Origin of the sequence: Hydrogenophaga taeniospiralis, from assembly GCF_020510445.1 — a bacterium.
Taxonomy (GTDB): Bacteria; Pseudomonadota; Gammaproteobacteria; order Burkholderiales; family Burkholderiaceae_C; genus Hydrogenophaga.
The window spans coordinates 5,067,385-5,092,287 of sequence record NZ_JAHBAG010000001.1; the positions used below are offsets into that span (position 1 = coordinate 5,067,385).

The following is a 24,903-nucleotide window of genomic DNA, read 5'->3' on the forward strand; positions in this document are numbered from 1 at the left end:
TCTCGCGGGCTCCTGGCCCGCGCCCAACCCACCGGTCAGGACACCCCATGCTGCAGCAGACGACCCTCCCCCGCCGTGCTCCCGTTGTGCTGCCGGCCCCTCAAGAAGAAGGCCCGCTGGCCCAGGGGCGCGAGTTCGTCTGGACCGACGGCGACTTCACGCGCATCAAGGCCCTGATCTACAAACGCGCCGGCATCAGCCTGCACGACGGCAAACACGCCATGGTGTACAGCCGCGTCTCGCGCCGCCTGCGCGACACCGGCCACACCAGCTTCAAGGCCTACCTGGACTGGCTGGAGCAGCACGACGGCCCCGAGTGGCAGGAGTTCATCAACGCGCTGACCACCAACCTCACCGCCTTCTTCCGCGAGCAGCACCACTTCACCATCCTGGACGAGCTGATGCGCGCGCGGCGCGGGCACGACTGGCGCATCTGGTGCTCGGCGGCCTCCACCGGTGAAGAGCCCTACTCCATCGCCATGACCGCCACCGAAGCCCTGGGGTCGGGCGGATCGTTCCACCTGGTCAACAGCGACATCGACACCAAGGTGCTGGCCACCGCCGCGCAGGGGGTCTACAAGAGCGACGGCGTCAAGGGCCTGAGCCCCGAGCGCCTGCAGCGCTTCTTCATGCGCGGCAAGGGCGGCAACGCTGGCCTGATGCGCGTCAAGCCCGAGCTGCAAAAGCACATGGAGTTCCTGAGCGTGAACCTGATCGAGGAACTGCCGTTCAGCGAGCCCTTCGACATCGTGTTCTGCCGCAACGTGATGATCTATTTCGACGCGGAAACGCAGCGCCGCGTGCTCGAACGCATCCACCGCGTGATGAAGCCCGGCGGCATGCTGTTCGTGGGCCACGCCGAGAACTTCAGCGACGCCCGCAAGCACTTCGAACTGCGGGGAAAGACGGTCTATGAGCGCGTCTGAATCCGCCATGCCGCAGGCACTCGGCGCGCGCACCGCCCTGGCCCTGCCCAACGCGGGCCTGGTCAGCCGGGTGGGCAGCGTCACCAAGAGCCCGTCGCTGGACGCGCTCAAGGCCCGGCCGCGCAAACCCGGCGAGGCCGCGTTTTTCTTCCACGACCCGCACTTCGGGCACGACGCGGTCAAGGTGCTGCCGGGCGAGTACTTCGTGACCGCCGACGACATGCTGATCATGACGGTGCTGGGCTCGTGCATCGCCGCCTGCATCTGGGACCCCCAGGCGCGCGTGGGCGGCATGAACCACTTCATGCTGCCCGAGGGCGGCGCCGACACCTCGGGCCGCTACGGCTCCTACGCGATGGAACTGCTGATCAACGAGATGATGAAGCTCGGCGCCCGGCGCGAGAGCATGCAGGCCAAGGTGTTCGGCGGCGGCCAGGTGATGCACAACTTCACCAGCCTGAACGTGGGCGAGCGCAACACCCGGTTCGTGCTGGACTACCTGCAGACCGAGCGCATCGCCATCGTCTCCAAGGACGTGCTGGACATCCATCCGCGCAAGGTCTGCTACTTCCCCGCCAGCGGCAAGGCCATGGTCAAGCGGCTCGCGCATTCGCACCCCGACACCCTCGAAACCCAGGAACGCAAGGGCAGCGCCGCGGTGGTGGCCAAGGCGACTTCTGGTGGCTCAATCGATCTCTTCTGACGAAACACAACCATGGCCCAGATCAAAGTGGTGGTGGTGGACGACTCCGCGCTGGTGCGCAGTCTGCTCACCGAAATCATCAACCGGCAACCCGACATGCGCTGTGTCGGTGCGGCCAGCGACCCGCTGGTGGCGCGCGAGATGATCCGCGAGCTCAACCCCGACGTGATCACGCTCGACGTGGAAATGCCGCGCATGGACGGGCTGGAGTTCCTCTCTCGCCTGATGCGCCTGCGCCCCATGCCCGTGGTGATGGTCTCCACCCTGACCGAACAGGGCGCCGAGACCACCCTGCGCGCGCTCGAAATGGGCGCGGTGGACTTCGTGGCCAAGCCGCGCATCGGCGTGAGCAGCGGCCTGAACGAACTGGCCGGCGACATCGTGGACAAGATCCGCGTGGCCGCCAGCGCGCAGGTGCACCGCCTGGCCAGCCCGACGGCCGCGCCTGACGCCCGCCCGGCCCACAGCGGCGCCGTGGCCGACGCGCCCCGCGCCCCGCTGCCGCGCCTGTCCACCGAAAAAGTGATCTGCATCGGCGCCTCCACCGGCGGCACCGAGGCCATCCGCGAAGTGTTGACCCGCATGCCGGCCGACTCGCCGGCCATCGTCATCACCCAGCACATGCCGCCGGGCTTCACCACCAGCTTCGCCAACCGGCTCAACACCTTGTGCCGCATCCAGGTGCAGGAGGCGAGCGACGGCCAGCGCATCCTGCCCGGCCACGCCTACATCGCCCCCGGCGGCCACCACCTGCGCATCGACCGCAGCGGCTCGAACTACGTGGCCGTGGTCGAGGACACCGAGCCGGTGAACCGGCACCGGCCCTCAGTCGAGGTGCTGTTCAAGTCGGCCGCGCGGGTGTTGGGCCCGAACGCGCTGGGCATCATGCTCACCGGCATGGGCGCCGACGGCGCGCAGGCCATGCGCGAGATGAAGGACGCCGGCAGCTACAACTACGTGCAGGACGAAACCAGCTGCGTGGTGTTCGGCATGCCCCGCATGGCCATCCAGTACGGCGCGGCCCACGAGATCCTGCCGTTGACGCAGATCGCCGATGCGCTGCTGGCCCGCCTGGCGAGCAGCCCGGGCGGCGTGCGCCACCGCATCTGAGAGCCACCGCCCCACCCCCACTGCGTGCATCACCATGCTGAAAATCCGACGCACCATCATCACCGGTGGCCTGTTGCTTGCCGGGTTCGCCTTCTCGGGCGCCGCGCTCGCGCTCGACGCGCCGAAAGAGCGCCCCGTTCTCACCATCTCGGGCAAGATCGCCGCCACGAACGCGGGCAACACGGCCATCTTCGACATGAAGATGATCGAGGCCCTGCCGCAGCACAGTTTCACCACCAGCACACCCTGGTTCGACAAGCCGGTCAAATTCACCGGGCCCTTGCTGTCCGACGTGATGGCGGCCGTGAAAGCCAGCGGCACGGTGCTCGGTGCCCTGGCCATCAACGACTACAGGATCGAGATCCCGTTGAGCGACACGGCCAAGCACGAAGTCATCATGGCCCGGCTGATCAACGACCAGCCCATCCGCGTGCGCGACAAGGGGCCACTGTTCATCATCTATCCGTTTGACCGAAGCATCGAACTGCGCTCATCCACGTACTACGAGCGCTCGATCTGGCAGCTCAAGGCACTGGAAGTCCAATGACTTTCCGGCTGCCGAATCTGGCCCGCTGGCACGGTCGGCAATGGATGATCGCCTTGGTGGGCCTGCTGGGGCTCACGCTCACACCCCTGGTCTGGATCCAGTGGCAGCAATACCGCATGCTCGACGACGTGTCGACCAACCAGGTCGATTCGATCATGTGGCAGGCCTACCAGCTCGAACGCGAGCTCGGGCGGCTGGAGCACGCGCTCATGGAGGGCATGAAGGCCACCTCCCCGGTCGACGGCCACGCGCTGTCCGAGCGCTATGAGGTGTTCCTCAGCCGCATCGATCTGCTGACCAGGATCCCACGCCGGGACCTGCTCGAAAGCTCGTCCGGGTACACCGTGACCATGGCCAAGGTCAACGCGTTCGTGGCCATGGCGGACCCGCTGTTTGCCGATCCGCAGGCGTTGGCCAACAACCCGGCCCGGATGGCTTCCATCGACGCCGCGATCAAGCCGCTCAAGCCCTTGCTGGGTGAGCTCACGCGCGCGGCCAACCGGGCCGTGGCGCGCTTCCTGGACGAACGCAATGCGCAGCTGCGCCAGCAGGGCCTGCTGGTGATTGGCCTGGCGGCGGCGCAGATCGTGGTGATGCTGCTGTTCCTGGGCCTGCTGGTGCGCCACATCCGAAAGCAGCAGCGCCAGTACGCCCGCCTGCAGAAACTCAGCCACGAACTCTCCGACGCACGCGACCAGGCCGAGGCCGCCAACCAAGGCAAGAGCATCTTCCTGGCCAACATGAGCCACGAGATCCGAACCCCATTCCAGGGCCTGCTCGGCATGCTCAACCTGCTCGACGACTCCGCCCTCTCCTGCCAGCAACGCGACTACCTGCAGACCGCGCGCGACTCGGCGCTGCACCTGCTGGGCGTGCTCAACGACATCCTGGACGTCTCCACCATGGAGTCGGGCACGCTCAAGCTCTCGGTCGTGCCCGTCCACCTGCGCAGCGTGGTGCAGGAGGTCGACGGCCTGATGCAGGTGGCCGCCCGCGAGCGGGGTCTGACGCTGGACATGCGCACCAGTGCCGACCTCCCGGAGTGGGTCGCGGCCGATCCGACCCGGCTGCGCCAGATCCTGTTCAACCTGATCAACAACGCCCTCAAGTTCACCCTGCAGGGGGGTGTGACCGTGGAGCTGGCCACCGCGCCCGATGGCCCGCCCAGCGTGGTGCTGACGGTGCGGGACACCGGCGTGGGCATGGACGAAGAGACCGTCAACCGGCTGTTCACCCGCTTCTACCAGGCCGACAATTCGCTGCGCCGACGCATCGGGGGCACCGGTCTGGGCCTGGAGATCTCACTCAATCTGGCCCGCATGATGGGTGGCGACATCGAGGTCGACAGCCAGCCCGGCGTGGGCTCGGTGTTCCGGGTGCGCCTGCAGTTGCCCGAGGCCCAGGCGCCGCTGGATGAGCACCCCACCGCCAACGAGATGGGGCAGACCCGCCATCTGCGCGTGCTGGTGGCCGAGGACCATCCGATCAACCTGAAGTACATGAACATCCTGCTCGACAAAATGGGGCATGAAGCGGTGTTCTGCGAAAACGGCCAGCAAGCCCTGCAGCTGCTGGTCAGCCAACACTTCGACGTGGTGCTGCTGGACTACCACATGCCGGTGCTCGACGGTCTGGCCGCCACCGAGGCGATCCGCGCCCTGGACGGTCCCGCCGCCGACATCAAGATCATTCTGGTGACGGCCGACGTGGTCAACGACACGCGCAAGCGCGCGCTGGAGGTGGGCGTCAACGAGTTCACCAGCAAGCCGCTGCAGGCGGCCGATCTGCAACGCGCACTGGCACGCTGCGGCCTGCTCGACGGCCCGGAAAACTGCGCGCCGATGGACGCGCGCAGCACACAACCACCGTATCCGCCGTCGGCATCGTTCTACGAGTTGTTGCGGTTGCCGGACATGGGCCATTGCGTCTCGGGTCTGGTCGACGCCGAGTCGTACGCCCAGGTCGCGGCAATGATGCCGGAGGACTCGCTCAACGAGTTGCTCAAGACCATGTTCGATCCCCCGGAAGGCACGGTGCACGTGCTGCTGGAGGCCATGGCCCATGGCGACCGGCACGCCGTGGGCTACAACGCCCACAAGCTCAAGGGCACCTGCATGTTGATGGGCTTTCGCGCGCTGGTGAGAACGTCGGCGCAGATCGAACACCTGGCCACGCAGACACAGGACGTGGTGCCACTGGCACTGTGTCAACAGCTGTCGCACGAGATGGAGCTCACGCGAAAGGCCCTGCACCACTTTCCGGTGCACGATCCCGCCTGACCTGATCCGCCACCCGGCCTCTCAAACCCGTTGGTTGACCAGGCTGCCCGACTCCGGCGGTGCCAGGCTGCTGGCGCCGCGCTCGTCGTAGGCCACCACGTCCTGCGTGTCACGCAGATCGCTGACGCTATCGGCCTGGAGCACTTCGCCAGGCAGTGGCTGCGCGGCCGCCACCAACGAGGGATCGGGCGCGGACCGGGCGGGGTCGTCGCCCTGCGCCGGGGCAGGGCCGGCCCCGTCGCGGCCCAGCACCGCGTCCACCACCGCCGCGCTGGCTTTCCAGACATTGGCCAGCACCTCTTGCAGCTTCAGCTTCGCCGCCTTTTCTTCGGCCTTGTCCTGCGCCCGCTCGTGCTGCTCGGCCTTGGCCGCCGCATCCGCCGTTTCGGCCGACGCCTGCTCACGTCCGCCATCGGTCCGTTCGCGCGGCAGCAAGGGCGCCGCTTCGGGCGCATCGGCCGCTGGCGCGCCGCCGTTCTGCGTCTGACCGCGGCGGCCCGAGTCCAGGCCCGCGTTGCCATCGCCCGATGAACGCTGCGCGGGGGCAATGGCGGTGACGGCGCTGACCGGTGCGACCGTCACCGGCGCAGCGGTGGGCCAGGCGACGGCCGGGCCGGAGTTGATGCTCAACATGGCAGATCCCTTCTCCACTGAGTCAGCGATCCGAAAAAACACGGCCGCTGTTCTCAGGGGTTTCGGCCCGTGCCGAGCGAACTTGAGCCCTTTTACCCCCTACTTTCCGATGGACGGCAAGGCGGGAATCGGCTACGCACGGTTCAAACCGCCGTGAACTCTTTTTCGTGCATCCAGGCGGCGTGCTTGGGCGCGCGCTTGGTCTTGTCCCACTCATTGAGCATGTCCCATTTCACGTCGTCGAGCTTCTTCATCATCTCGGGCGTGGCGGTGTTGGCGGCCAGCTCCAGGCGGTGGCCGTTGGGGTCGAAGAAATAGATGCTCTTGAAGATGGTGTGGTCGGTCACGCCCACCACCGGAATGCCGGCGGCTTCCAGGCGCGCCTTGGTGGTCTCCAGCTCTTCGACCGTGTCCACTTCCAGCGCGATGTGCTGCACCCAGTCGGGCGTGTTCGGGTCGCGGCCCATCTCGGGCGCGTTGGGCAGCTCGAAAAAGGCCAGGATGTTGCCGCCACCCGCGTCCATGAACAAATGCATGTAGGGGTCGGGCGCGTGGGTGGACGGCACCTGGTCTTCGGCGATGGCGAGCACGAAGTTCATGCCCAGGTGCTTCTGGTACCACTCGACGGTGGTCTTGGCGTCCTTGCAGCGGTAGGCGACGTGGTGAATCTTGCGGATGTTGGACATGGTGTTCTCCTTCGGGTGAATGGGTTCAGACGCCTTCGCGGGCGATCGCGAGGGCTTGCTTGAGGGCGCTGATGTCGCCCACCTGGTTGGCCAGCAGCAGGATCAGCTTGGCGTTGAGCAGTTGGCTCTGCTCGTCGCTGAGGTCGCGGTGGGTGTCGATGAGGGCTTCGTAGAAATCGTCGCCGGGCGTGAAGTCGCGGAAGTAGCGCTGACCGGGTTCGGCGAGGTTGGGCTGGAGTTGCAGGGGCATGGGGGTCTCCTCGGTGTTCGGGTTCAGGCGGCGACCGCTTGCGTGGCGGGGCGCTGGGCGGCGGTTGAAGCCGTGTCCTGCGCGGTGGCGCGGGCCAGCGCGCTGCGCACCGCGACCACGTCGAAGCGGCGCCAGCGCGCGGCCACGTGCTGGTCGGGGCGCAGCAGGTAGCAGGTGCCGGGGCGGGCGTCGAGCCGCTGGTCGACCATGCCGTCGCGGTCGTGCAGCACGGTCAGGCCGGCCGCCGCGCTTCCCGCGTGGGCCGTGACCAGCACCACCTCCACCGGGATCGCTCCACTCGCCAGCGCCGCGGCCTGCGCGCGCAGCGCCGGGTCCATCTGCTCCACGCTGTCGGCAAAGGCGAGCAGCTGGAAGCGGTTGCCCAGCTGGTCGAGCAGCCAGCCGTCCTGCCCGGCCACGCGCACCGGCGCGTCGTCCAGCGGCGCGCCCGGGACCATGTCGCCTTCGAAGGCGTCCACGTCGGGCGTGTTCAGCGCCGAGTGCACCAGGAAGGCCGGCACCGAGAGGCGGCCGGAGTTCACCAGCTTGCGGGCGAACGGTTGCGTGCGCGCCAGCTCCAGCGCCGCGTTGCGGAACAGGCGGCTGACCGCGCTCTTGGGCGTGATGAAGTCGGTGGAGCGGGTGGAGTTGCGGATGTTCTCGTCGGCCGCATAGGTGCGATCGGCGTCGTAGGTATCGAGCAGGGCCTCGGGCGCCAGGCCTTTCATGACCAACGCGAGTTTCCAGAGCAGGTCGTCGGTGTCCTGGAAGCCGGAGTTGGCGCCGCGCGCGCCGAACGGCGAGACCTGGTGCGCCGCATCGCCCACAAACAGCAGGCGGCCGTGGCGGAAGTTCTTCATGCGCCGGCACTGGAAGGTGTAGATGCTGGCCCACTCCAGGCTGAACTCGCGCTCGTCGCCCAGCATGGCTTTCACACGCGGGAGGATGTTTTCCGGCTTCTTCTCTTCTTCCGGGTCGGCGTCCCAGCCGAGCTGGAAGTCGATGCGCCAGACGTTGTCGCTCTGCTTGTGCAGCAGCACGCTCTGGTTGGGGTGGAACGGCGGGTCGAACCAGAACCAGCGCTCGGCGGGGAAGTCGGCCTTCATGATCACGTCGGCGATCAGGAAGCGGTCCTTGAACACATGGCCCTCGATGTCCAGGCCGAGCTGGCGCCGCACGTTGGAGCGCGCACCGTCCGCCACGATCAGCCAGTCGGTGTCGATCTCGAAAGCGCCATCCGGCGTTTCGATGCTCACGCGGGCACCATCGTCCAAAGGCTGTACGCCGACCACCTTGTATTTCCAGCGCAGGTCCACGCCGAGCGCTTCGGCGCGCCGCACCAGCGCCTCTTCCAGGTGGTACTGCTGCAGGTTGATCATGCCCGGGCGTTTGTGGCCGGCGTCGGGCACGAGGTTGAAGCGGTAGACCTCTTCTTCGCGCAAGAAGGTGCGGCCGACGTTCCAGCTCACGCCTTTGTCGACGATGGGGTCGCCCACGCCGAGGCGGTCGAGGATTTCGAGCGCGCGCTTGGCGTAGCAGACGGCGCGCGAGCCGAAGGAGACGCTGTCTTCTTCGTCGAACAGCAGCACCTCCAACCCCTGCAGGCGGGCGTCGATGGCGGCGGCCAGGCCCACCGGGCCGGCGCCGATGACCACCAGCGGTTTGCGCTGCGGCGCGCCCTGCATGAGGTCGGCCGGGCCGCGGTACGGGAAGGTGGGGTAGGTGTAGGTGGCCATCCGTCGTTTGCTCCTTCGTTGTCGCCGCGCGTGCGAAATGGCGGCGGCGTTGTCAGGGCTGGACTGTAGCCGATAATTTCACATCAGTAAATACGTTTCTCTAAACGTAATTTCCAGCCATCAAAAAAGACGATGCGGGAACCGAGGTACCTCGCGGGCTTGGCGGATCGGGGCGCTCTGCGCCGCTCATGTCCCCCGGGCCGTTCCGGCCCTCCTCCTTCACTTCGCTCTGCAGAACACCCCGCCCCGCCAAGCCACGGACGCACGGGCGCGCCTGCGTCGGGAGTCACCCCGAGAACATGGTGCACACGGGCTCCCCGGGTCGAGCGCCCACCCGCAGGCAAGTCGCGCATGCTGGGTGGCTGACGAAGCGAAGTCAAGGAGGAGGGCCGGAACGGCCCGGGGGACATGAGCGCAGTCGGCCGCCCAGCATGCGCGACCTCCCACAAAGCAGGCCTGCCAGCGGCAGCCCCCCAAGGGGAGCCCAGGGAAATCAGTCGGCCAGCGGTTTGACCACAGTCACCGGCACAGGCGAGAGGTGCACCAGCTCCTGCGACACCGAGCCCAGCACCGCCGCGCTCAGGCCACTGCTGCCGCGCGCGCTCATGATGATCGCGCCGCAGCCGTTGCGCTCCACCATGTCAACCAACACGTGTGCCGGATCGCCAATCGCCACGTCCTGCTCCACCTGCAGACCGGCGGCCTGCAGCAACTGCACCGCCGGGGCGATGAGATCGTGGCCCGCTTCCTCCGCCACCTTCTGCAACACGGCCGGATCGTGCGCCACCACCAGCTCGTAGAGATTGGCCGTGGGCTGCACATTGGCCACCACGAAACGCGCCTTGAGCCCCCAGCCCGTGAGCCGCAGCGCGTAGCGCACGGCCATCAAAGAGAGTTCCGATCCATCCACGGGAATCAGGATTTTCAGCATGGTTCTTGTCCTTGTCGCACTGGAAAATTCAGACGGGCCGCTCGTTGAGCACGCACCAGTAGAGCTCGATCTGGCCGGCCACCTCGATGAACTTGCTGAAGCTCACCGGCTTTTCAATATAGGAGTTCACGCCCAGGTCGTAGGCGGCCTTGAGGTCGCTGTGTTCGCGCGACGAGGTCAGCATCACCACCGGGATGCGGCGGAACTGCTCGTGCGACTTGAGCTGCTTGAGCACGTCCAGGCCATTCACCTTGGGCAGGTTGATGTCCAGCAGGATCACGGCCGGCATGGTCTCGCCGGCCGCCCAGCGCGGCAGGAAGGCCAGCGCCTCTTCGCCATCGCGCGCCACCTGGATGCTGTTGGAGAACTTGCGCTTGGCGAAGGCCCGCAGCGTGAGGTCCAGGTCCATGGGATTGTCCTCGACCAGCAGGATCGGCGGCATGTTGATGGCTTTGCTCATGCAGGAAACTCCAGATAGAACGTGGCCCCGTCACCCGGGGAACTCTCGGCCCAGACGCGACCGCCCATGCGTTGCACCGCCTTGGCCACCAGCGCCAGGCCCACGCCGGTGCCGGGGTAGTCCTCGGCCCGGTGCAGCCGCTGGAAGATGCCAAAGATGCGATCGTGGTACTTCATGTCAAAACCCACTCCGTTGTCGCGCACCCACAGGATACGCCTGCCCGCCTCGCTGCGGGCCCCGATTTCCACGCGGGGAGACGCGCTGGCCCGGCTGAATTTCACGGCATTGCCGATCAGGTTGCGCAACACCACCGCCATGCCGTCCCGGTCCAGCACCAGCGTCATGGGTTCGAGCGCGCGGCTCAGCGCGCAGCCGCTGCCGTCGATGTCGGCGGCGTGGCTTTCGATCACCTCGTCCACCAGTTGCTCCAGCTCCACCGGCTGCAGCTCCATGGCGCGGCGCTCCATGCGCGAGTAGTCGAGCAGATCGGCGATCAGGTCGCTCATCTGCTGCACGCCGCGGCGGATGCGGCCGAGGAACTGGCGGCCATCGTCGTCGAGCCGGTCCGCGTATTCCTCCTGCAGCAGCTGGCTGTAGCCGTCGATGCCACGCAGCGGGGCCTTGAGGTCGTGTGAAACCGAATACGAGAAGGCTTCGAGCTCGCGGTTGGCCTCGCTGAGCTGCTCGGTGCGCTCGGCCACGCGCTGCTCCAGTTCGGCCTTGGACGCCTGCAGGGCCTGCTCGGCCCGCACGCGCTCGCTCACGTCCTGGATGGTGGTGAACAGGTGCTTGAGCGAGCCGTCGGCGTGGCGCACCGCGCGCACATGGATCTCGGTGTGCACGAAGTGCCCGTCCTTGCGCACGAAGCGCTTGCCCAACTGGTAGCTCTCGCACCGGCCCGCGAGCATTTCCTGGAAATGCCCCAGATTGATCTGCAGGTCGGGCTCGGGCGTCATCTCGGCCCAGGTCTTGCTCAACAGTTCGTCCCGCCCGTAGCCCAGGATCTCACACAGCCGGTCGTTCGCCTGCAGCCAGCGCCGGCTGGTGGGCGAAGAGATCGCCATGCCGATGAAGGGCAGTTCGTAAAACAGCCGCAGCAGTTCGGCCTGTTCGATCGCGGCCACCTGGGCCGTCTTCTGGGGCGTGATGTCCACCAGAATGCCGCTGGAGCCCACGACCTGGCCCGCCGCGTCGCGCCGCAGGGTGGTGCGGTCGCCGACCCAGGCCCAGCCCCCATCGGCACGGTGCAGGCGGTATTCCTGCTGGTATTCGTCCGGACCGTGCTCGTGGTGGTGCGCGGCCTGCGTCAGCACGCGGTCCATGTCTTCGGGGTGGATCAGGTCGTCGAAGCGCCAGGGCGCCTGGAGCCAGTCGGCCTTGTCGTAGCCCCACTGGGACACCGCGTCGTTGACGTAGTCCACTGGGCAGCCCGGTGCATCGCGCCATTCGATGACCACCGCGGGCGAGCGGTTCACCACCGTGTTCAGACGCCGGATCTCGGCCTGATCGGTCTGCAGCCGCTGCGCCATCAGGTCGACTTCCTGGCCGATGCGTGCGAGCTCGTCGCCCCCCTGCAAGCCGCTGCGGGCCTCCAGCTGGCCCCGGCCGATCTCGCTCAGGGTGTGCACCAGCCGCTGCGCACGCAGGAACCAGACGTGGTGCAGCACCCAGGCCAGCAACGCCGACAGCACCAGCAGCAACAGCGCCTCGCGCAGCACCTCGTTGCGCAGCTCGGCCTCGCGCGCCGCCAGAGCGGGACCCAGATCCACCACGGACAACAGCTGCCGGTCGGGCTGGATCGGCGCCATCCCCACCACACGCAACGACCCGGGCGGCCGGGCCACCCGGATCTCGCTCGCGCGGCTGTCGCCGGGCGGCACGCTCCAGGCCTCGAACAGCCCAGCCTGGGGCCCCAGCACCTCGGGCAACGGGCGCCCGACATCGGCTGGGCTCAGCGAGGCCAGTACCCGGCCATCGCCCTGGACCAGCCAGGCGCGTTCCATGCCGCTGTACGGGCCCAAGCTGCCCACCAGGCGCCGCGCCAGCACGCCGCTGTCATGGCTGTTCTGCAGCTCCACCAGGGTCTGCTCCAGGCCCAGGCGCTCGCGCAGCCGGGCGGACTCCTGTCCGGTGATCCGTTGATCCATCGAGCGCCACTGCAGGCCAAGGTTCAGCAGCGCGGCCAGCAGAGCAAACGAGGCCAGCAGCAAGGGCGCCAGCCAACGGCCCGGCAGTTGCACGAGCCAGCGGCCCGGCGTCACAGAGCCGGCTCCACGGCGGGCGCCCGATCGGCGCAGGGCGGCGCGACCGGCCGGCGCGCGCCGCCACCCACCCCGAGCGTCCGATGCTGCAACCCCTTGCGGGGCGGCCCAACCTGTCCTGACATGGTGTGCCCCTCTGATTTGCTTGCATTTTGTCACCTCTGTCGCACCGTCAGGCCTGAACTTGAACACCGGGTGCGCCCGTTCAACGGATTCGCCCCATGGGGCCTTGCGCCCCTGCGGGGGTGGCGCGGTTCATAATCCCAGGTTCAACAAACGATCGTTGGGCCGGGTCAAACCGGGCTGAAACCGAGAAATCGAGAAACCGAATATGAAACGTCTGGACGACTTCCGCCTGCAGATGGGCCAACAGGAACTGGTGCCCATCGTGATTGGTGGCATGGGCGTGGATATCTCGTCCTCCGACCTCGCGCTGCAGGCCGCCCGGCTGGGCGGCGTGGGCCACATTTCCGACGCCATGGTCAAGACGGTCACGGACCGCCGCTACAAGACCAAGTTCGTCAAGGCCAAGCAGGCGATGTACCAGTACAACGTCAACTCGGAAGACAAATCCGCCGTCAAGTTCGACCTGGGCGACCTGGCCGAGGCCACGCGCCTGCACGTGGAACACACCATGGCCCGCAAGGAAGGCCCGGGCATGGTGTTCATCAACTGCATGGAAAAGCTGACGATGAACGGCCCCAAGGAAACCCTCCGGGTGCGCATGGCCTCCGCGCTGGACGCGGGCATCGACGGCATCACGCTGGCCGCCGGCCTGCACCTGGGCTCGTTCGCGCTGATCGAAGACCACCCGCGTTTCCGCCACGCCAAGCTCGGCATCATCGTGTCCTCGCTGCGCGCGCTGCAGCTGTTCCTGAAGAAGAACAGCCGCCTGAACCGCCTGCCCGACTACGTGGTGGTCGAAGGCCCGCTGGCCGGTGGCCACCTGGGTTTCGGCATGGACTGGGCGCAGTACGACCTGGCCACCATCGTGGCCGAGATCCTGGCCTGGATGAAGGCCGAGCAGCTGGACATTCCGGTCATTCCGGCCGGCGGCATCTTCACCGGCAGCGACGCCGTGCGTTTCATGGAAATGGGCGCCTCGGGCGTGCAGGTGGCCACGCGCTTCACCGTCACCCAGGAGTGCGGCCTGCCCGACGACATCAAGCAGGAATACTTCAAGGCCAACGAGGAAGACATCGAAGTCAACGAGATCTCGCCCACCGGCTACCCGATGCGCATGATCAAGAGCAGCCCGGGCATTGGCGACGGCATCCGCCCGAACTGCGAGGCCTACGGCTACCTGCTCGACGCCAACGGCAAGTGCGCCTACGTCACCTCGTACAACCGCGAAGTGGCGGCCCACCCGGGCGTGCGCCGCATCTCGGTGATGGACAAGACCTGTCTGTGCACCCACATGCGCAACTTCGACATCTGGACCTGCGGCCAGCTGACCTGGCGCCTGAAGGACACCACGGTGCGCCATGCGGACGGCAGCTACCAGCTGCTCAGCGCGGAACACGTGTTCAAGGACTACCAGTTCAGCACCGACGACCAGGTGCAACTGCCCGAGCCGCAGGCGCTGGCCACCACGCCCTGAGCCCCGCGCTCACCACCACCCTGCGGGGTTGATCCCCGCCTACTTGGCCGCGATGGCCTGGGGCGCCACGTAGGCGCGCCGCGCAGCGTGCACCGCCTCCTGGTTCTGCACCGCCCACTGCAGCATGGACTGGATGCTCTGGAAAAACGACTCGCCCAGCGCGGTCAGGGTGTAGTCCACCCGGGGCGGAACGCTCGCGAACACCTCCCGGCCCACCAGGCCATCCTCTTCCAGCTGGCGCAGGGTCTGCGACAGCATGCGGGGGGAAATGTCTTCGATGCGCTTGCGCAGCTCGCCAAACCGCAAGGTGCCGAGCGCGAGCTCGTGCAGCACCAGCACGGTCCAGCGGTCGCCCAGGCGATCCAGCACATCGCGGATCGGGCACAGCTCCGACAGCGGTGCCTTTGGCTTGTGAAGCCCCATCTTGAAAGCCTTTCGTTACTTTCCAGTAACCAGGTTACGGCGGGCTCCCTACTTGAGGCCCAAACCGGACATAACTACCATTTCGGAACTGACTACCGATTTGGTATCAGAAGCCCGATTTTCACCACTTTCAGGTGGTTTGTCATTTTTTCCGGAGTTCTCCCATGTCCCAGACCTCGTCGTATCCCCTGCTCGTGACCGGCGCCTCCGGCCATTTCGGCCAGCGCGTGCTGGAGCACCTGGTCCACACCCTGAAGGTGCCGGCCAACCAGATCATCGCCACCAGCCGCAAGCCCGAGAGCCTGGCCGCCTGGGCGGCCCTGGGCGTCACGGTGCGCAGTGCCGACTTCGACGACGCGGCCTCGCTGCGCAACGCCTTCGCCGGCGCCAAGCGCCTGCTGCTCATCAGCACGGATGCGCTGGACCGCCCGGGCCGCCGCCTGGAGCAACACCAGAACGCCGTGGCCGCCGCGCAGGCCGCCGGTGTCCAGCACGTGGTCTACACCTCCATGCCCCTGCCCGAAGGCTCCCCGCTGCTGATCGCGCCCGATCACGCGGGCACGGAAAAAGCCCTGGCCGCCAGCACCCTGCCGGGCTGGACGGTGCTGCGCAACCACTGGTACTTTGAAAACCTCTTCATGTCGGTGCCCTCGGCGCTCGCCTCGGGCCAGTGGTACAGCGCCGCCGGCGACGGCCGCGTTGCCTACATCGCGCGCGACGACCTGGCCCGCGCGGCGGCGACCGCCCTGGCCAGCGATGCCAGCGGCAAGCGCACCCTCACCCTGAGCGGCGCACAGGCCTTCACCACCGCGGAGATCGCGTCCCTGGTGAGCGCCGCGGTGGGCAAGCCGATCCAGGTGGTGCCGGTGCCGCTGGAAGGCCTGGTGCAGGGCATGGTCGGCGCCGGTCTGCCCGAGCCCCTGGCCCGCGTGTTCGCCTCTTTCGACACCAACACCGCCGCGGGCCGCGTGGCCGAGCTGAGCGGCGACTTCAAGGCGCTCACCGGCACCGACCCCCAACCCTTCGCGGTCTGGCTGGAAGCCCACAAAGCGGCCCTGGCCGGGGCCTGATCGCCCGAGCGGCGTCATGGCCGGCCGACGTCATGGCCGGGTGGCTTCCAGGCCGTACTTTTTGATCCGGTAGGCCACGGTGGCCCGGCTGATGCCGAGCTGGCGGGCCGCCGCGGCCAGGTTGCCACCGCTGCGCCGGATCGCCTGGCGCAGCAGGGTCACCTCGGCCTGCTCCAGCGGCCGGGCCGCGGGGTCGGCCGCCAGCGGCTGCGCCGCGAGGCCGAACGCGCCCGGCAGCGGTGCCCGGCTCAGGGTGGCGGCGCTGTCGCCGTGCATCTCCAGCGACAGCACCTCCTGCGTCAGCGGCTCGCCGCTGCTGAACAGGTGGTGCACCTCGATGGGCTCGCCATCGGTGACCAGGATCACGCCGCGCTCGACCAGGTTCTGCAGCTCGCGGATGTTGCCCGGGAACGCGTAATTGAACATGGCCTTCACGGCCGCCTGGCTGAAGCCGGGCACGCTGCGCTGGTGCTTCTTCTGGTAGTGCGCCAGGAAGTGGCTCATCAGCAACGGGATGTCGTTGCGCCGGTCGCGCAGGGGCGGCAGGTGGATCGGGAACACGTTGAGGCGGAAGAACAGGTCTTCGCGGAAGCTGCCATCGCGCACCGCCTGGCGCAGGTCCACGTTGGTGGCCGCCACCACCCGCACGTCCACGGGGATCGTGCGCGTGCCGCCCACGCGTTCGATCTCGCCCTCTTGCAAGGCCCGCAGCAGCTTGCCCTGCGCGACGAAGCTCAGGGTGCCGATCTCGTCGAGGAACAGCGTGCCGCCGTTGGCGCGCTCGAAACGCCCGGGGCGCGACTGGCCCGCGCCGGTGTAGGCGCCGCGCTCCACGCCGAACAGCTCGGACTCCATCAACGTCTCGGGAATGGCCGCGCAGTTCAGGGCGACGAAGGGCTTGTCGCAGCGTGGGCCGATGCGGTGCAGCATGCTGGCAAACATTTCCTTGCCCACGCCCGACTCGCCGGTGAAGAGCACGGTGGCCGTGGTGGGCGCCACGCGCTGCAGCATGTGGCAGGCGGCGTTGAAGGCCGAGGAAGCGCCCACCAGCGTCGGGTCCGGCCCCGGCCGCTCGGGGGCGTAGGCGTCGAGATCGGCCACGCGCGCGGCCGGGCTCTCGGGCAATGCGGCGCCCACGAAGGCCTGCGCGTTCAGGTAGCGCAGGTCTTCCTGCGGATCGTCCCAGCGCTCGACCGACTTGCCGATGACCCGGCACAGCGGGTCGCCCGACGAGCGGCAGTTCACCTCGCGGAACACGATCAGGCGCCCGAACAGGGTGCTCACGTAGCCGGTGGCGTAGCCCACCTGCATCCAGCAGGCGGGCGAGCCGCCCACGCCGTAGGCGGTGATGTGTTCGTCGTCCTCGCTGGAGTTGTGCCAGAGGAACTCGCCTTCGTAGTCGCCCGAATCGGCGTCGTAGTGCACGTGCACCACCTCGACCTTGACCACCCCTTCGAGCGCGTGCAGCCGGGTGCCCGCGATGGCGGCGGCCGGCGGGTCGGCGTCGGGCCATTGCTGGCGCACCAGCTGCGCGTCGCGCGCGCCGCTCACGTAGCCGGCGCGCGTGAGCAGGCCACGCGCCTTGTCCAGGCCGATGCTGTCGACCAGCTCGCGGCGCAGCGAGCCCAGGGCCTCCGAGTGCAGCAGGATCATGCGCTGGTCCTGCAGCCAGATGCGGCCGTCTCCGGGCGAGAAAAACAGGCATTCGCTGAGGTCGGCCACGGTCGGGTGCGACTGGCTGTCGACGCTGCGCGTGTCAAAGCCCCCCAGGGCGGCGGACAGCGGCCCCGCCCCATCGCTGGGCACGCCCGAGCTGCGGACGAGGTCGGCCAGGGAGATGCGTTGTTTGGGCATGGGGCTCGGTCAGGAAGTGATCATTTGATGAAGCGCACATCCAATATGTTTATGAATGATAAGTTTTTGGATGTTCTCGCGCCATCGTGGTTCACCCCATGACCGGCAGCACCGTGGTCTCGAAAACCTCCTTCAGGCAGACGAAGGTGCGCACCTGGCGCACCCCGGGCAGGCCGATCAGCTGCGCGCTGTGCATCTCGTTGAACGAGTCGATGCCCTGGATGCGCAGCTTCACGAAATAGTCGAACTCGCCCGTGACCAGCTGCACCTCCAGGCAGCCGGTGAGCTTGGCCGCCGCTTTCTCGAACGCGGCGAACGAATCCGGCGTGGAGCGGTCCAGCACCACGCCAATGATCACCAGCCCCGTGTAGCCCAGCGCACGCGGGTCGGCCAGCGCCACCGTCTTGCGGATCACGCCCGACGCCTTCAGGCGCGCCACCCGCCGCGAACAGGCCGGCGGGCTGAGGTGGGTGCGCTCGGCCAGCTCCAGGTTGGGCAGGGAAGCGTCCTGCTGCAGCAGTTCGAGCAGCTTGCGGTCAATGCGGTCGAGTGGTGTTTCCATGGCTGAAACCTTCAATTGTTGCGTCAAGTGGCAATTTCACACCATCTATTCGACAAACACCATTGAATGAGCATGGATGGTTGATTTCTGGATGCCAGTTCGCAATTCGTAGCAACGGTGTAGTCCTACGATGAACTTCGTTTTCAACACACCGAAGTTCCACCCCATGCCCACGTGTTTTGCCGCCATGACGCTGTACGCACCTGGGTTGCAACCCATCTTCCATGCCATGACCACCACGACCGCCCACACCCTGAACCTGCAGAAATTCCCCCGCCACCCGCTCACCTTCGGCCCCAGCCCCATCCAGCCGCTCAAGCGCCTGAGCGCGCATCTGGGCGGCAAGGTGCAGCTCTACGCCAAGCGCGAGGACTGCAACAGCGGCCTGGCCTTCGGCGGCAACAAGACGCGCAAGCTCGAATACCTGATCCCCGAAGCCATCGCGGGCGGCTACGACACGCTGGTGTCCATCGGCGGCATCCAGTCCAACCAGACGCGCCAGGTGGCCGCCGTGGCCGCGCACCTCGGCATGAAGTGCGTGCTGGTGCAGGAGAACTGGGTCAACTACTCCGACGCGGTGTACGACCGCGTGGGCAACATCGAGATGAGCCGCATCATGGGCGCCGACGTGCGGCTGGACGCGGCCGGCTTTGACATCGGCATCCGCCCCAGCTGGCAGCAGGCCATGGACGACGTGAAAAAGGCCGGCGGCAAGCCCTTCCCCATACCCGCCGGCTGCTCCGAGCACCCCTACGGCGGCCTGGGCTTCGTGGGCTTTGCCGAAGAAGTGCGCCAGCAGGAAGCCGAACTGGGCTTTCAGTTTGACTACATCGTGGTCTGCTCGGTGACGGGCAGCACGCAGGCCGGCATGGTGGTGGGCTTCGCGGCAGACGGCCGTGCCCGGAAGGTGATCGGCATCGACGCCTCGGCCAAGCCCGAAAAAACCCACGCGCAGATCTTGCGCATTGCACAGAACACCGCGCAACTGGTGGAACTGGGCCAGGACATCAGCGCCGACGACGTGGTGCTGGACACGCGCTACGGCGGCCCCGAATACGGCCTGCCCAACGAAGGTACGCTGGAAGCGATCCGCCTGTGCGCGCGGCAGGAAGGCATGCTGACCGACCCGGTGTACGAAGGCAAGTCCATGCACGGCATGATCGACATGGTGCGCCGCGGCGAATTCCCGGAAGGCTCACGCGTGCTCTACGCCCACCTGGGCGGCGTGCCGGCGCTCAACGCGTACAGCTTCTTGTTCAGGAACGGCTGAAAGCCGCCGAGCTTGACGCGACCCCAAAAAGCGGCGCGCCGTGCCTTCACTCCCTCGCCCCTCTGGGGAGAGGGTTGGGGTGAGGGGCCAGGCGCGCCAGTGCTCTTCTTCTGCAAAAGCCTGGACAAGCCCGACCCGTTGCACCGGAAATAGCCCACGGGGCCGAACCAGGAGGACCAGAAGATGCGGCTGTGCCGGCCCGAAGTAGCGACGGTGACCGGGCGTTGTTCAGTGCCAGAATGAGCGTCACAGGTCCGATCAAGAGCTCGATTGGACGGGAGGGAACGAAGCCATGGCCGTCAACATCACCGCAACCGTGTGCCAGCCGGCGGCTGGATTTGGGTTTTTTGCGCAGCCTCGTTAGGCCTCGAAAACACCGAAAGGAAGCATCATGGGTCTTCACGCTGACGTCAACAGTGCACAGTTGAAGCGGCTTGACCGCAAGTTGCTCGACCGCGCGCCTCGCTGGCGCGATGTCATCTACGGCTTCGGCGGCGGTCGCGGCGGTGGCGTCTCCGGCTGGAGTGCCGGGCCGGCGCTGACGCAGCCTCGTTGGCAGACGCAGGGCCTCGCCGTCGGAGGCAAGATCTGGGCGATCGGCGGCTACTACGAGAGCGGCCTCTGTGCTGACATCGAAATCTACGATCCCGCGACCGGGACGTGGACGGTACTGGCGAACCCCTTCAGCGGCTGGGGCCAGACCTTCGCCGTGGCCAGCAACGGCAAGGTCTACGCCATGGGCGGCCTCGCGAGTTGCCTGACGCTCGCCGGCACGGTCGAGGAGTACGATCCCGCCAGTGCCGTGTTGACGCCCATGGCCAACATTCCGGTCTCGACCTACCAACCGGGGATTGCCGCCTCGGCGACCGGCAAGATCTACGTCGTCGGCGGGTGCGTACCGCCGACGGAGCTGAACGGTATGGTCGGTCCACCCTCCTATCTAGACATCCTGCAGGTGTACGACACGCAGAGCGGCGCTTGGACGATCAAACGCTCAATGCCTACCCAGCGCTTTGGTCTTGCCGCCGTGTTCGGCGCCGACGGCAAGCTGTACGCGATGGGCGGGCACGGTCCCGATGGCCACCCAGTTGCCGAGGTGCACGTCTACGATCCGGCGACTGACATGTGGACGTCCTGCGCCCCGCTCCCGAGCCCGCGTTATCACGTCGTCGGAGTTCGTGCCGCCTCGACCGGGCGAATCTTTGCGATTGGTGGCTTGAACGTGCTCGCAGGCCTCACCGGCGTCGACGAGTTCGACCCCGTCACCAACACCTGGAGCGCGCGCAACGGTCTGGTGCAAGGACGCTGGTTCCATGGCGCTGCGGCTCTCGGCGACACCATCTATGTCATGGGCGGGAGCACGCGCATCGGCGACTACGTCCCCGACAACTCAAATATTCAGGTCTTAGCTTCAGTCGAAGTCGCGACCGCTATATGACAGCGATCCCCGTGCCGGTAAGGCTGACAGAAGTAGGCCGCCCACCCCCCAGGATCCACCCGCCGGGCTACACCCGCGAGTGATCCTGCACGGTTGAACGGCAGCTTCACAACATGCGCAGCGACCGCTCCGGCCGGAATTTCCTGCTCGCGGTCAACGCCGACACCGGCCATTCGACCCGACGCGGGCTGAACGGCTGGTCTTCGAGGCGACGAACTCAACATTGCGACCCAATGGAGTCATCAGAAACGCTTGTTCGGTTGCGGTAAGCTGACCATGGCCCGCTATAGTCGTGTTGACAATGCGTTCCGTAGACGGTCTGAGGGTCGGCGATGCGCTACGATCCCTGGAATTCGATTGCTAATTTCAAGGGCGAGAGATGAGATTTCGAAATCTGAAGAAATGGGATAACCCGGCAGGCTGCTCTGCACTCGTCTACTTCGCGCAGCTCTTGGACGAGATGCTTTTTGACTTCTCGCTCGATACCTACAAGGCCTCGGTTATGCATACCGGCCTGCTATGCCGCGAAGCCATCCAGACCATCAAGGATGTTGAACTGGGCAACATCAAGGCGCCAAATGTGTCGCACGTGTCAGCGGAACTTCTTGCGAATTTTGAAAAAGATGAGGTGGCGCTAGCACTGACATCGCTACCTATTGGCGCGTTTCAATCCGTACTCAAAAATCCAAAGACTCCACTCAAGGAGCTGACTACTGTGTTTGAGTTGTTGAGCCTTCAGCTCTCGCCGCATGCGTACAGGCTGAAGACTGAAGAGTTGCTTGCAGGTGAGTTGACTGGTGCAGGCTCTGTCCCACGGCTTCGTCGCTTGGCTCGAAGCTATGTCACCACGCTGATTGCAGCTGGATTTAGTTCTACTCACCTACAAGAAGTGACGAAGGACTTTTTCTACTATGGAGCCAATCGAATTGGCAGCAATGATGCCATTCTTGACTACTTCGCGCTGTTCCCAGCAAAGCCGCGAGCCTTCACCGTAGTGTTTCGACTTCATGATGTCTTTGAACACATGGCAGAGGCATTTGCCCCTCTTAAAATCAAGATTGCAAGGTGCCTTCCTACCGAAGTTGACCTATCGAAATACCCGTCGTTTGCGAGTGGCACTGATGCAAAACTTTATGGGGTGGTTTCGAAGATCGACGTATTTGATGTGCATAGCGCTAGGCGGGCTGCAGAAAATCGTGTCAAGCTGTGTTCAACACTAATCAGCCTGTTTCATCACAAGGAAAATCCTACATGGCTATCGGAATGCGTGGTGAAAGACGATGAAAATCAGGCGTACAAGCTGATTCGGACGCCGATTAATTCGATGCGCAAGTGCTTAGACTTGCATCAGCCAGTAGCCAGCATGCGACTCCGGATTTTGATGAGCGAGTTTTCTCTTGAAAAAAACTCGTTCTCAAAATTTGTTCGCAGTGCACAGCTCCACTCAATGGCGCTTCGAAGCGATGCCGAAGAAAACCAAATTCTGAATTTATGGATTTCGTTGGAGTCACTAGTTCCGTCGGAAACAAAGAGTGATGATGCGTCAAACATTGAGCACATTGTCGGATCAATCGTTCCATTCCTGAATATCGAGTACTTTGAGCGTCTTCTCTACAATTTAGGTAGAGACATGTTGCGCTGGAACCGGGTTGCGACGAAAAAGGCCCTTAGATCCGTCCCGGGTCAGAAGTTAACTGACAAGCTAGTCAAGCTGTTGGTCCTCTCACAATTTGATTCGGAGCGGATCGCACTAGAAGGGGAGTTCAAGGACTTTCACCTACTTCGTGATCGATTTGCGTACTTCCGGGGGGTCTTCTCTTCACCGGCAAAGGCTGTTGAAGCGCTTGATGCGCATCGACTGCGCCTCGAATGGCAGATCCGAAGAATCTACCGGGCGCGCAACATCATTGTTCACAGCGGCCAGACACCTCCCTATACGCGAGCGCTGATCGAGCACGCACATGACTACCTAGACTCTGTCTTGTCAACACTCGTGAAGCTAGCCTCTCACCCAAAGACTGTGAACTCTGTCGCCCAAGGCTTCAAGCATGTAGAACTCAAGTATGGGACCTACTATAAGAGCCTCGCAGTCAAGGATCTGGTATTTGATGCAGGAAACATTGAGACCTTTGTTCTCTGTCGTTAGTGAGTGAGCCGCCCGCGTTCAGAAGACATCTTCAGGCCTCAATTGGGTCCGTACGGTGCAGGTCGCCAGCGCCCGCTCCTGGCCGCGAGTGTGAAGCCCTGCAGGGTCCCGAGAGCCGACCTACGGCGACTGCACCGGAGAGGTGCGCGACGTTTTCGGGCCTCGGAACGGGGGCCAAGCGCGGCGTCCACGGGGCCAACGGCTGCGGGCCGACAGTCTGCGCCAGACGCCCCCGTGACGCGTGGCACGTCCGGGGGCGATGTCGCCCCCGCCGCTCAAGCCTTCACTTCGACCACCGGTTCGAAGCCGCCGAAGATCATGCGTTTGCCGTCGAAGGGCATGGGCGGGTTGCCGGGCGTGGACGGATCCATGCGCGGGTCTTCCATGATCTTCTTCATGCCGGCGTCGCGCGTGGCCTTGTCCGGCCATTCGACCCACGAAAAGGCCACCGTCTCGTCGGCCGTCGCCTGGACTGCGCGGCGGAAGTCGGTGACTTTGCCGTCGGGGACGTCGTCGCCCCAAGCCTCGATCACGCGAATCGCACCCAGCTCGATGAACAGCGAATCGAAATGTCGCGCGTGCTCGATGAACTTTTGCTTGTTGGCGGTGGGGACTGCGATCACGAAACCATCGATGTATGACATGTCTTCACTCCTGTTGGGTTAACCGGTCGGCGCGCACGCTGAAGGGCGCCCCGTATGCCATCGACGAACGACAGGCAACCAAATCGACATGGCCTGCCCGGCTTCGACCTGAAAACGCGTGAACCTCGCGGTCATGCCTTGGCACTGGGCTTGAAGATGTGGATGGTCTCGCCGCGCGCCAGCATCTCCACCAGCTGGGCGATGCGCCGGGCGCGGGTCTCGGCCTTCACGGCCGTCTGTATGCGCCAAAGTACCGCGTACCGATTGGCCGCGTTGATCGTTGCGAAGAATGCCTTGGCCCTCGGCTCGGCTTCCAGCGCCGCCAACAGATCATCCGGCACCTCGGATGTGCGCGCTCCGTCGTAGGCCTTCGCCCAGCGTCCGTCGGCCTTGGCAGCCTCGATCTGCGCGTGGCCCGGCGCCTGCATGCGGCCCGCCTCGATGAGCGCCGCGACCTTGTCGACGTTGATCTTCGACCAGATGCTGCGCGCGCGCCGCGGCGTGAAGCGCTGGAGAAAGTGCTGGTCATCGAGGCCCTTCTTCTGGCCGTCGATCCAGCCCCAACAGAGGGCGATCTCCACCGCCTCGGGGTAGGTGACGCTGGGTTCATCGGCGCCCCGCTTGGCAATCTTCAGCCAGAGGCCGTCGGAGGTGGCGTGATTCTTCTTCAGCCAGGTCTCGAAAGCCTTGGCGCTCTTGAACAAGGTCGGGGCGGAGTCGGGTTGGATGGCGGATTTGGCGGCGGGCATCGCATGGAGTGTGCCGCAGGAGAGGCAGCGCCATGAAGCAGACCTTTGGGGGTTGTGGCTCAGACCGCATGCAGCGGCAGCGCGGTCTTGTAGCGCACCTGCTTGAGTGCGAAGCTGGAGCGGATCTTTTCCAGCCCGGGAATCGGCGAGAGCTGCTCCAGGATGAAGCGCTCCAGCGCCCCGATGTCGGCCACGGCCACGCGCAGCAGGTAGTCGCTGTCGCCCGACATCAGGTAGCACTCCATCACCTCGTCGTGCTCGGCGATGCGGCGCTCGAACTCGGCCAGCGCGGCCTTGGACTGCTCTTTCAGGCTGACCGAGATGAACACGTTGAGCCCCAGCCCCAATGCCTTGGGATCGGCCAAGGCCACATAGCGCTCGATCACGCCTTCGTTTTCCAGCGCCTTCACCCGCACCAGGCAGGGCGATGGCGAAAGGTTCACCCGCCGCGCCAGCTCCACGTTGCTGAGCGATCCGTCTTCCTGCAGCTCGGACAATATGCGGATATCAATTGCATCCAAAGTCATAAACACCTTCAATATGAATTTTTGAAGCAGTTTATGCTGTTTTCCACCAGAATGCGGCACCACTTCAAAAGCACATGTGGTCAACAAACCCTTACAGT

Annotated in this window: 23 protein-coding genes; 10 read left to right on the forward strand and 13 right to left on the reverse strand. The window is 65.6% G+C overall.

Features of this window, described 5'->3' with window-relative positions; genetic code table 11:
• Positions 1–47 precede the first annotated feature (47 nt).
• From KIH07_RS24275 to KIH07_RS24295, 5 genes are read left to right on the forward strand one after another with little or no spacing between them, the layout of a single operon-like run.
• A complete protein-coding gene (locus tag KIH07_RS24275) occupies positions 48–926 on the forward strand; it encodes a CheR family methyltransferase (protein WP_226494410.1) in 879 nt (292 codons plus the stop codon).
• Complete coding sequence (cheD, locus tag KIH07_RS24280) at positions 913–1,629, forward strand: chemoreceptor glutamine deamidase CheD (RefSeq protein WP_226494411.1); 717 nt, start codon at positions 913–915, stop codon at positions 1,627–1,629. The genes KIH07_RS24275 and cheD overlap by 14 nt, the downstream gene beginning before the upstream one ends.
• Before the next feature lie 12 nt (positions 1,630–1,641).
• Positions 1,642–2,739 (forward strand): protein-glutamate methylesterase/protein-glutamine glutaminase, encoded by a 1,098-nt coding sequence (locus KIH07_RS24285; RefSeq protein ID WP_226494412.1) that lies wholly within the window; start codon positions 1,642–1,644, stop codon positions 2,737–2,739.
• Positions 2,740–2,773: 34 nt separating this feature from the next.
• The gene (locus tag KIH07_RS24290; RefSeq protein WP_226494413.1) at positions 2,774–3,286 is read left to right on the forward strand and encodes a hypothetical protein; all 513 of its coding nucleotides are present in this window, start codon (positions 2,774–2,776) and stop codon (positions 3,284–3,286) included.
• Positions 3,283–5,565: an ATP-binding protein gene (locus tag KIH07_RS24295; RefSeq protein WP_226494414.1), complete on the forward strand. Its 2,283-nt coding sequence runs from the start codon at positions 3,283–3,285 to the stop codon at positions 5,563–5,565. Before KIH07_RS24290 ends, KIH07_RS24295 begins: the two co-directional genes overlap by 4 nt.
• Positions 5,566–5,586: 21 nt before the next feature.
• Here the strand turns inward: KIH07_RS24295 and KIH07_RS24300 are convergent, their stop codons facing one another.
• From KIH07_RS24300 to KIH07_RS24330, 7 genes are all read right to left on the reverse strand, one after another.
• On the reverse strand, positions 5,587–6,198 hold the full coding sequence (locus KIH07_RS24300; protein WP_226494415.1) for a hypothetical protein: 612 nt from the start codon (positions 6,196–6,198) through the stop codon (positions 5,587–5,589).
• Positions 6,199–6,341: 143 nt separating this feature from the next.
• Entirely contained in the window at positions 6,342–6,884 is a 543-nt protein-coding gene (locus KIH07_RS24305; protein ID WP_226494416.1) for a VOC family protein, read from the reverse strand.
• Positions 6,885–6,909: 25 nt separating this feature from the next.
• Complete coding sequence (locus tag KIH07_RS24310; RefSeq protein WP_226494417.1) at positions 6,910–7,134, reverse strand: DUF2783 domain-containing protein; 225 nt, start codon at positions 7,132–7,134, stop codon at positions 6,910–6,912.
• Between the two features lie 23 nt (positions 7,135–7,157).
• On the reverse strand, positions 7,158–8,870 hold the full coding sequence (locus tag KIH07_RS24315) for an FAD-dependent oxidoreductase (protein ID WP_226494418.1): 1,713 nt from the start codon (positions 8,868–8,870) through the stop codon (positions 7,158–7,160).
• A 493-nt stretch (positions 8,871–9,363) separates the two neighbouring features.
• Positions 9,364–9,801 carry a universal stress protein gene (locus KIH07_RS24320; protein WP_226494419.1) on the reverse strand — a complete coding sequence of 146 codons (438 nt, stop codon included), beginning with the start codon at positions 9,799–9,801 and terminating at the stop codon, positions 9,364–9,366.
• Positions 9,802–9,829: 28 nt separating this feature from the next.
• Positions 9,830–10,261, reverse strand: a complete 432-nt coding sequence (locus KIH07_RS24325; RefSeq protein ID WP_226494420.1) for a response regulator — start codon at positions 10,259–10,261, stop codon at positions 9,830–9,832.
• Positions 10,258–12,522, reverse strand: coding sequence for a PAS domain S-box protein (locus KIH07_RS24330; protein WP_226494421.1), 2,265 nt, complete (start codon positions 12,520–12,522; stop codon positions 10,258–10,260). The genes KIH07_RS24325 and KIH07_RS24330 overlap by 4 nt, the downstream gene beginning before the upstream one ends.
• Before the next feature lie 331 nt (positions 12,523–12,853).
• On the opposite strand from KIH07_RS24330, the gene KIH07_RS24335 reads away from it, so the two are divergent.
• Positions 12,854–14,122, forward strand: coding sequence for a nitronate monooxygenase (locus KIH07_RS24335; protein ID WP_226494422.1), 1,269 nt, complete (start codon positions 12,854–12,856; stop codon positions 14,120–14,122).
• A gap of 39 nt (positions 14,123–14,161) precedes the next feature.
• On the opposite strand, the gene KIH07_RS24340 is transcribed toward KIH07_RS24335, so the two are convergent.
• Positions 14,162–14,545: a winged helix-turn-helix transcriptional regulator gene (locus KIH07_RS24340; RefSeq protein ID WP_226494423.1), complete on the reverse strand. Its 384-nt coding sequence runs from the start codon at positions 14,543–14,545 to the stop codon at positions 14,162–14,164.
• Between the two features lie 164 nt (positions 14,546–14,709).
• Between KIH07_RS24340 and KIH07_RS24345 the strand changes: the two genes are divergently transcribed.
• Positions 14,710–15,615, forward strand: coding sequence for an NmrA family NAD(P)-binding protein (locus KIH07_RS24345; RefSeq protein ID WP_226494424.1), 906 nt, complete (start codon positions 14,710–14,712; stop codon positions 15,613–15,615).
• A 30-nt stretch (positions 15,616–15,645) separates the two neighbouring features.
• Here KIH07_RS24345 and KIH07_RS24350 read toward each other — a convergent pair whose 3' ends face one another.
• On the reverse strand, positions 15,646–17,469 hold the full coding sequence (locus KIH07_RS24350; protein WP_226494425.1) for a sigma-54-dependent Fis family transcriptional regulator: 1,824 nt from the start codon (positions 17,467–17,469) through the stop codon (positions 15,646–15,648).
• 91 nt (positions 17,470–17,560) lie between these two features.
• A complete protein-coding gene (locus tag KIH07_RS24355) occupies positions 17,561–18,031 on the reverse strand; it encodes an Lrp/AsnC family transcriptional regulator (protein WP_226494426.1) in 471 nt (156 codons plus the stop codon).
• A gap of 253 nt (positions 18,032–18,284) precedes the next feature.
• Between KIH07_RS24355 and KIH07_RS24360 the strand changes: the two genes are divergently transcribed.
• The 3 genes from KIH07_RS24360 to KIH07_RS24370 all read left to right on the forward strand — a co-directional run bounded on the left by KIH07_RS24360 (position 18,285) and on the right by KIH07_RS24370 (position 22,885).
• The gene (locus KIH07_RS24360) at positions 18,285–19,301 is read left to right on the forward strand and encodes a 1-aminocyclopropane-1-carboxylate deaminase (RefSeq protein ID WP_226494814.1); all 1,017 of its coding nucleotides are present in this window, start codon (positions 18,285–18,287) and stop codon (positions 19,299–19,301) included.
• Between the two features lie 391 nt (positions 19,302–19,692).
• Positions 19,693–20,739 (forward strand): Kelch repeat-containing protein, encoded by a 1,047-nt coding sequence (locus KIH07_RS24365; RefSeq protein WP_226494427.1) that lies wholly within the window; start codon positions 19,693–19,695, stop codon positions 20,737–20,739.
• Positions 20,740–21,118: 379 nt separating this feature from the next.
• Positions 21,119–22,885, forward strand: coding sequence for a hypothetical protein (locus KIH07_RS24370; RefSeq protein ID WP_226494428.1), 1,767 nt, complete (start codon positions 21,119–21,121; stop codon positions 22,883–22,885).
• 275 nt (positions 22,886–23,160) lie between these two features.
• Here KIH07_RS24370 and KIH07_RS24375 read toward each other — a convergent pair whose 3' ends face one another.
• From KIH07_RS24375 to KIH07_RS24385, 3 genes are all read right to left on the reverse strand, one after another.
• The gene (locus KIH07_RS24375) at positions 23,161–23,529 is read right to left on the reverse strand and encodes a DUF1428 domain-containing protein (RefSeq protein WP_226494429.1); all 369 of its coding nucleotides are present in this window, start codon (positions 23,527–23,529) and stop codon (positions 23,161–23,163) included.
• 131 nt (positions 23,530–23,660) lie between these two features.
• Positions 23,661–24,278, reverse strand: a complete 618-nt coding sequence (locus KIH07_RS24380) for a YdeI/OmpD-associated family protein (protein WP_226494430.1) — start codon at positions 24,276–24,278, stop codon at positions 23,661–23,663.
• Positions 24,279–24,337: 59 nt separating this feature from the next.
• A complete protein-coding gene (locus KIH07_RS24385; protein WP_226494431.1) occupies positions 24,338–24,805 on the reverse strand; it encodes an Lrp/AsnC family transcriptional regulator in 468 nt (155 codons plus the stop codon).
• Positions 24,806–24,903 lie beyond the last annotated feature (98 nt).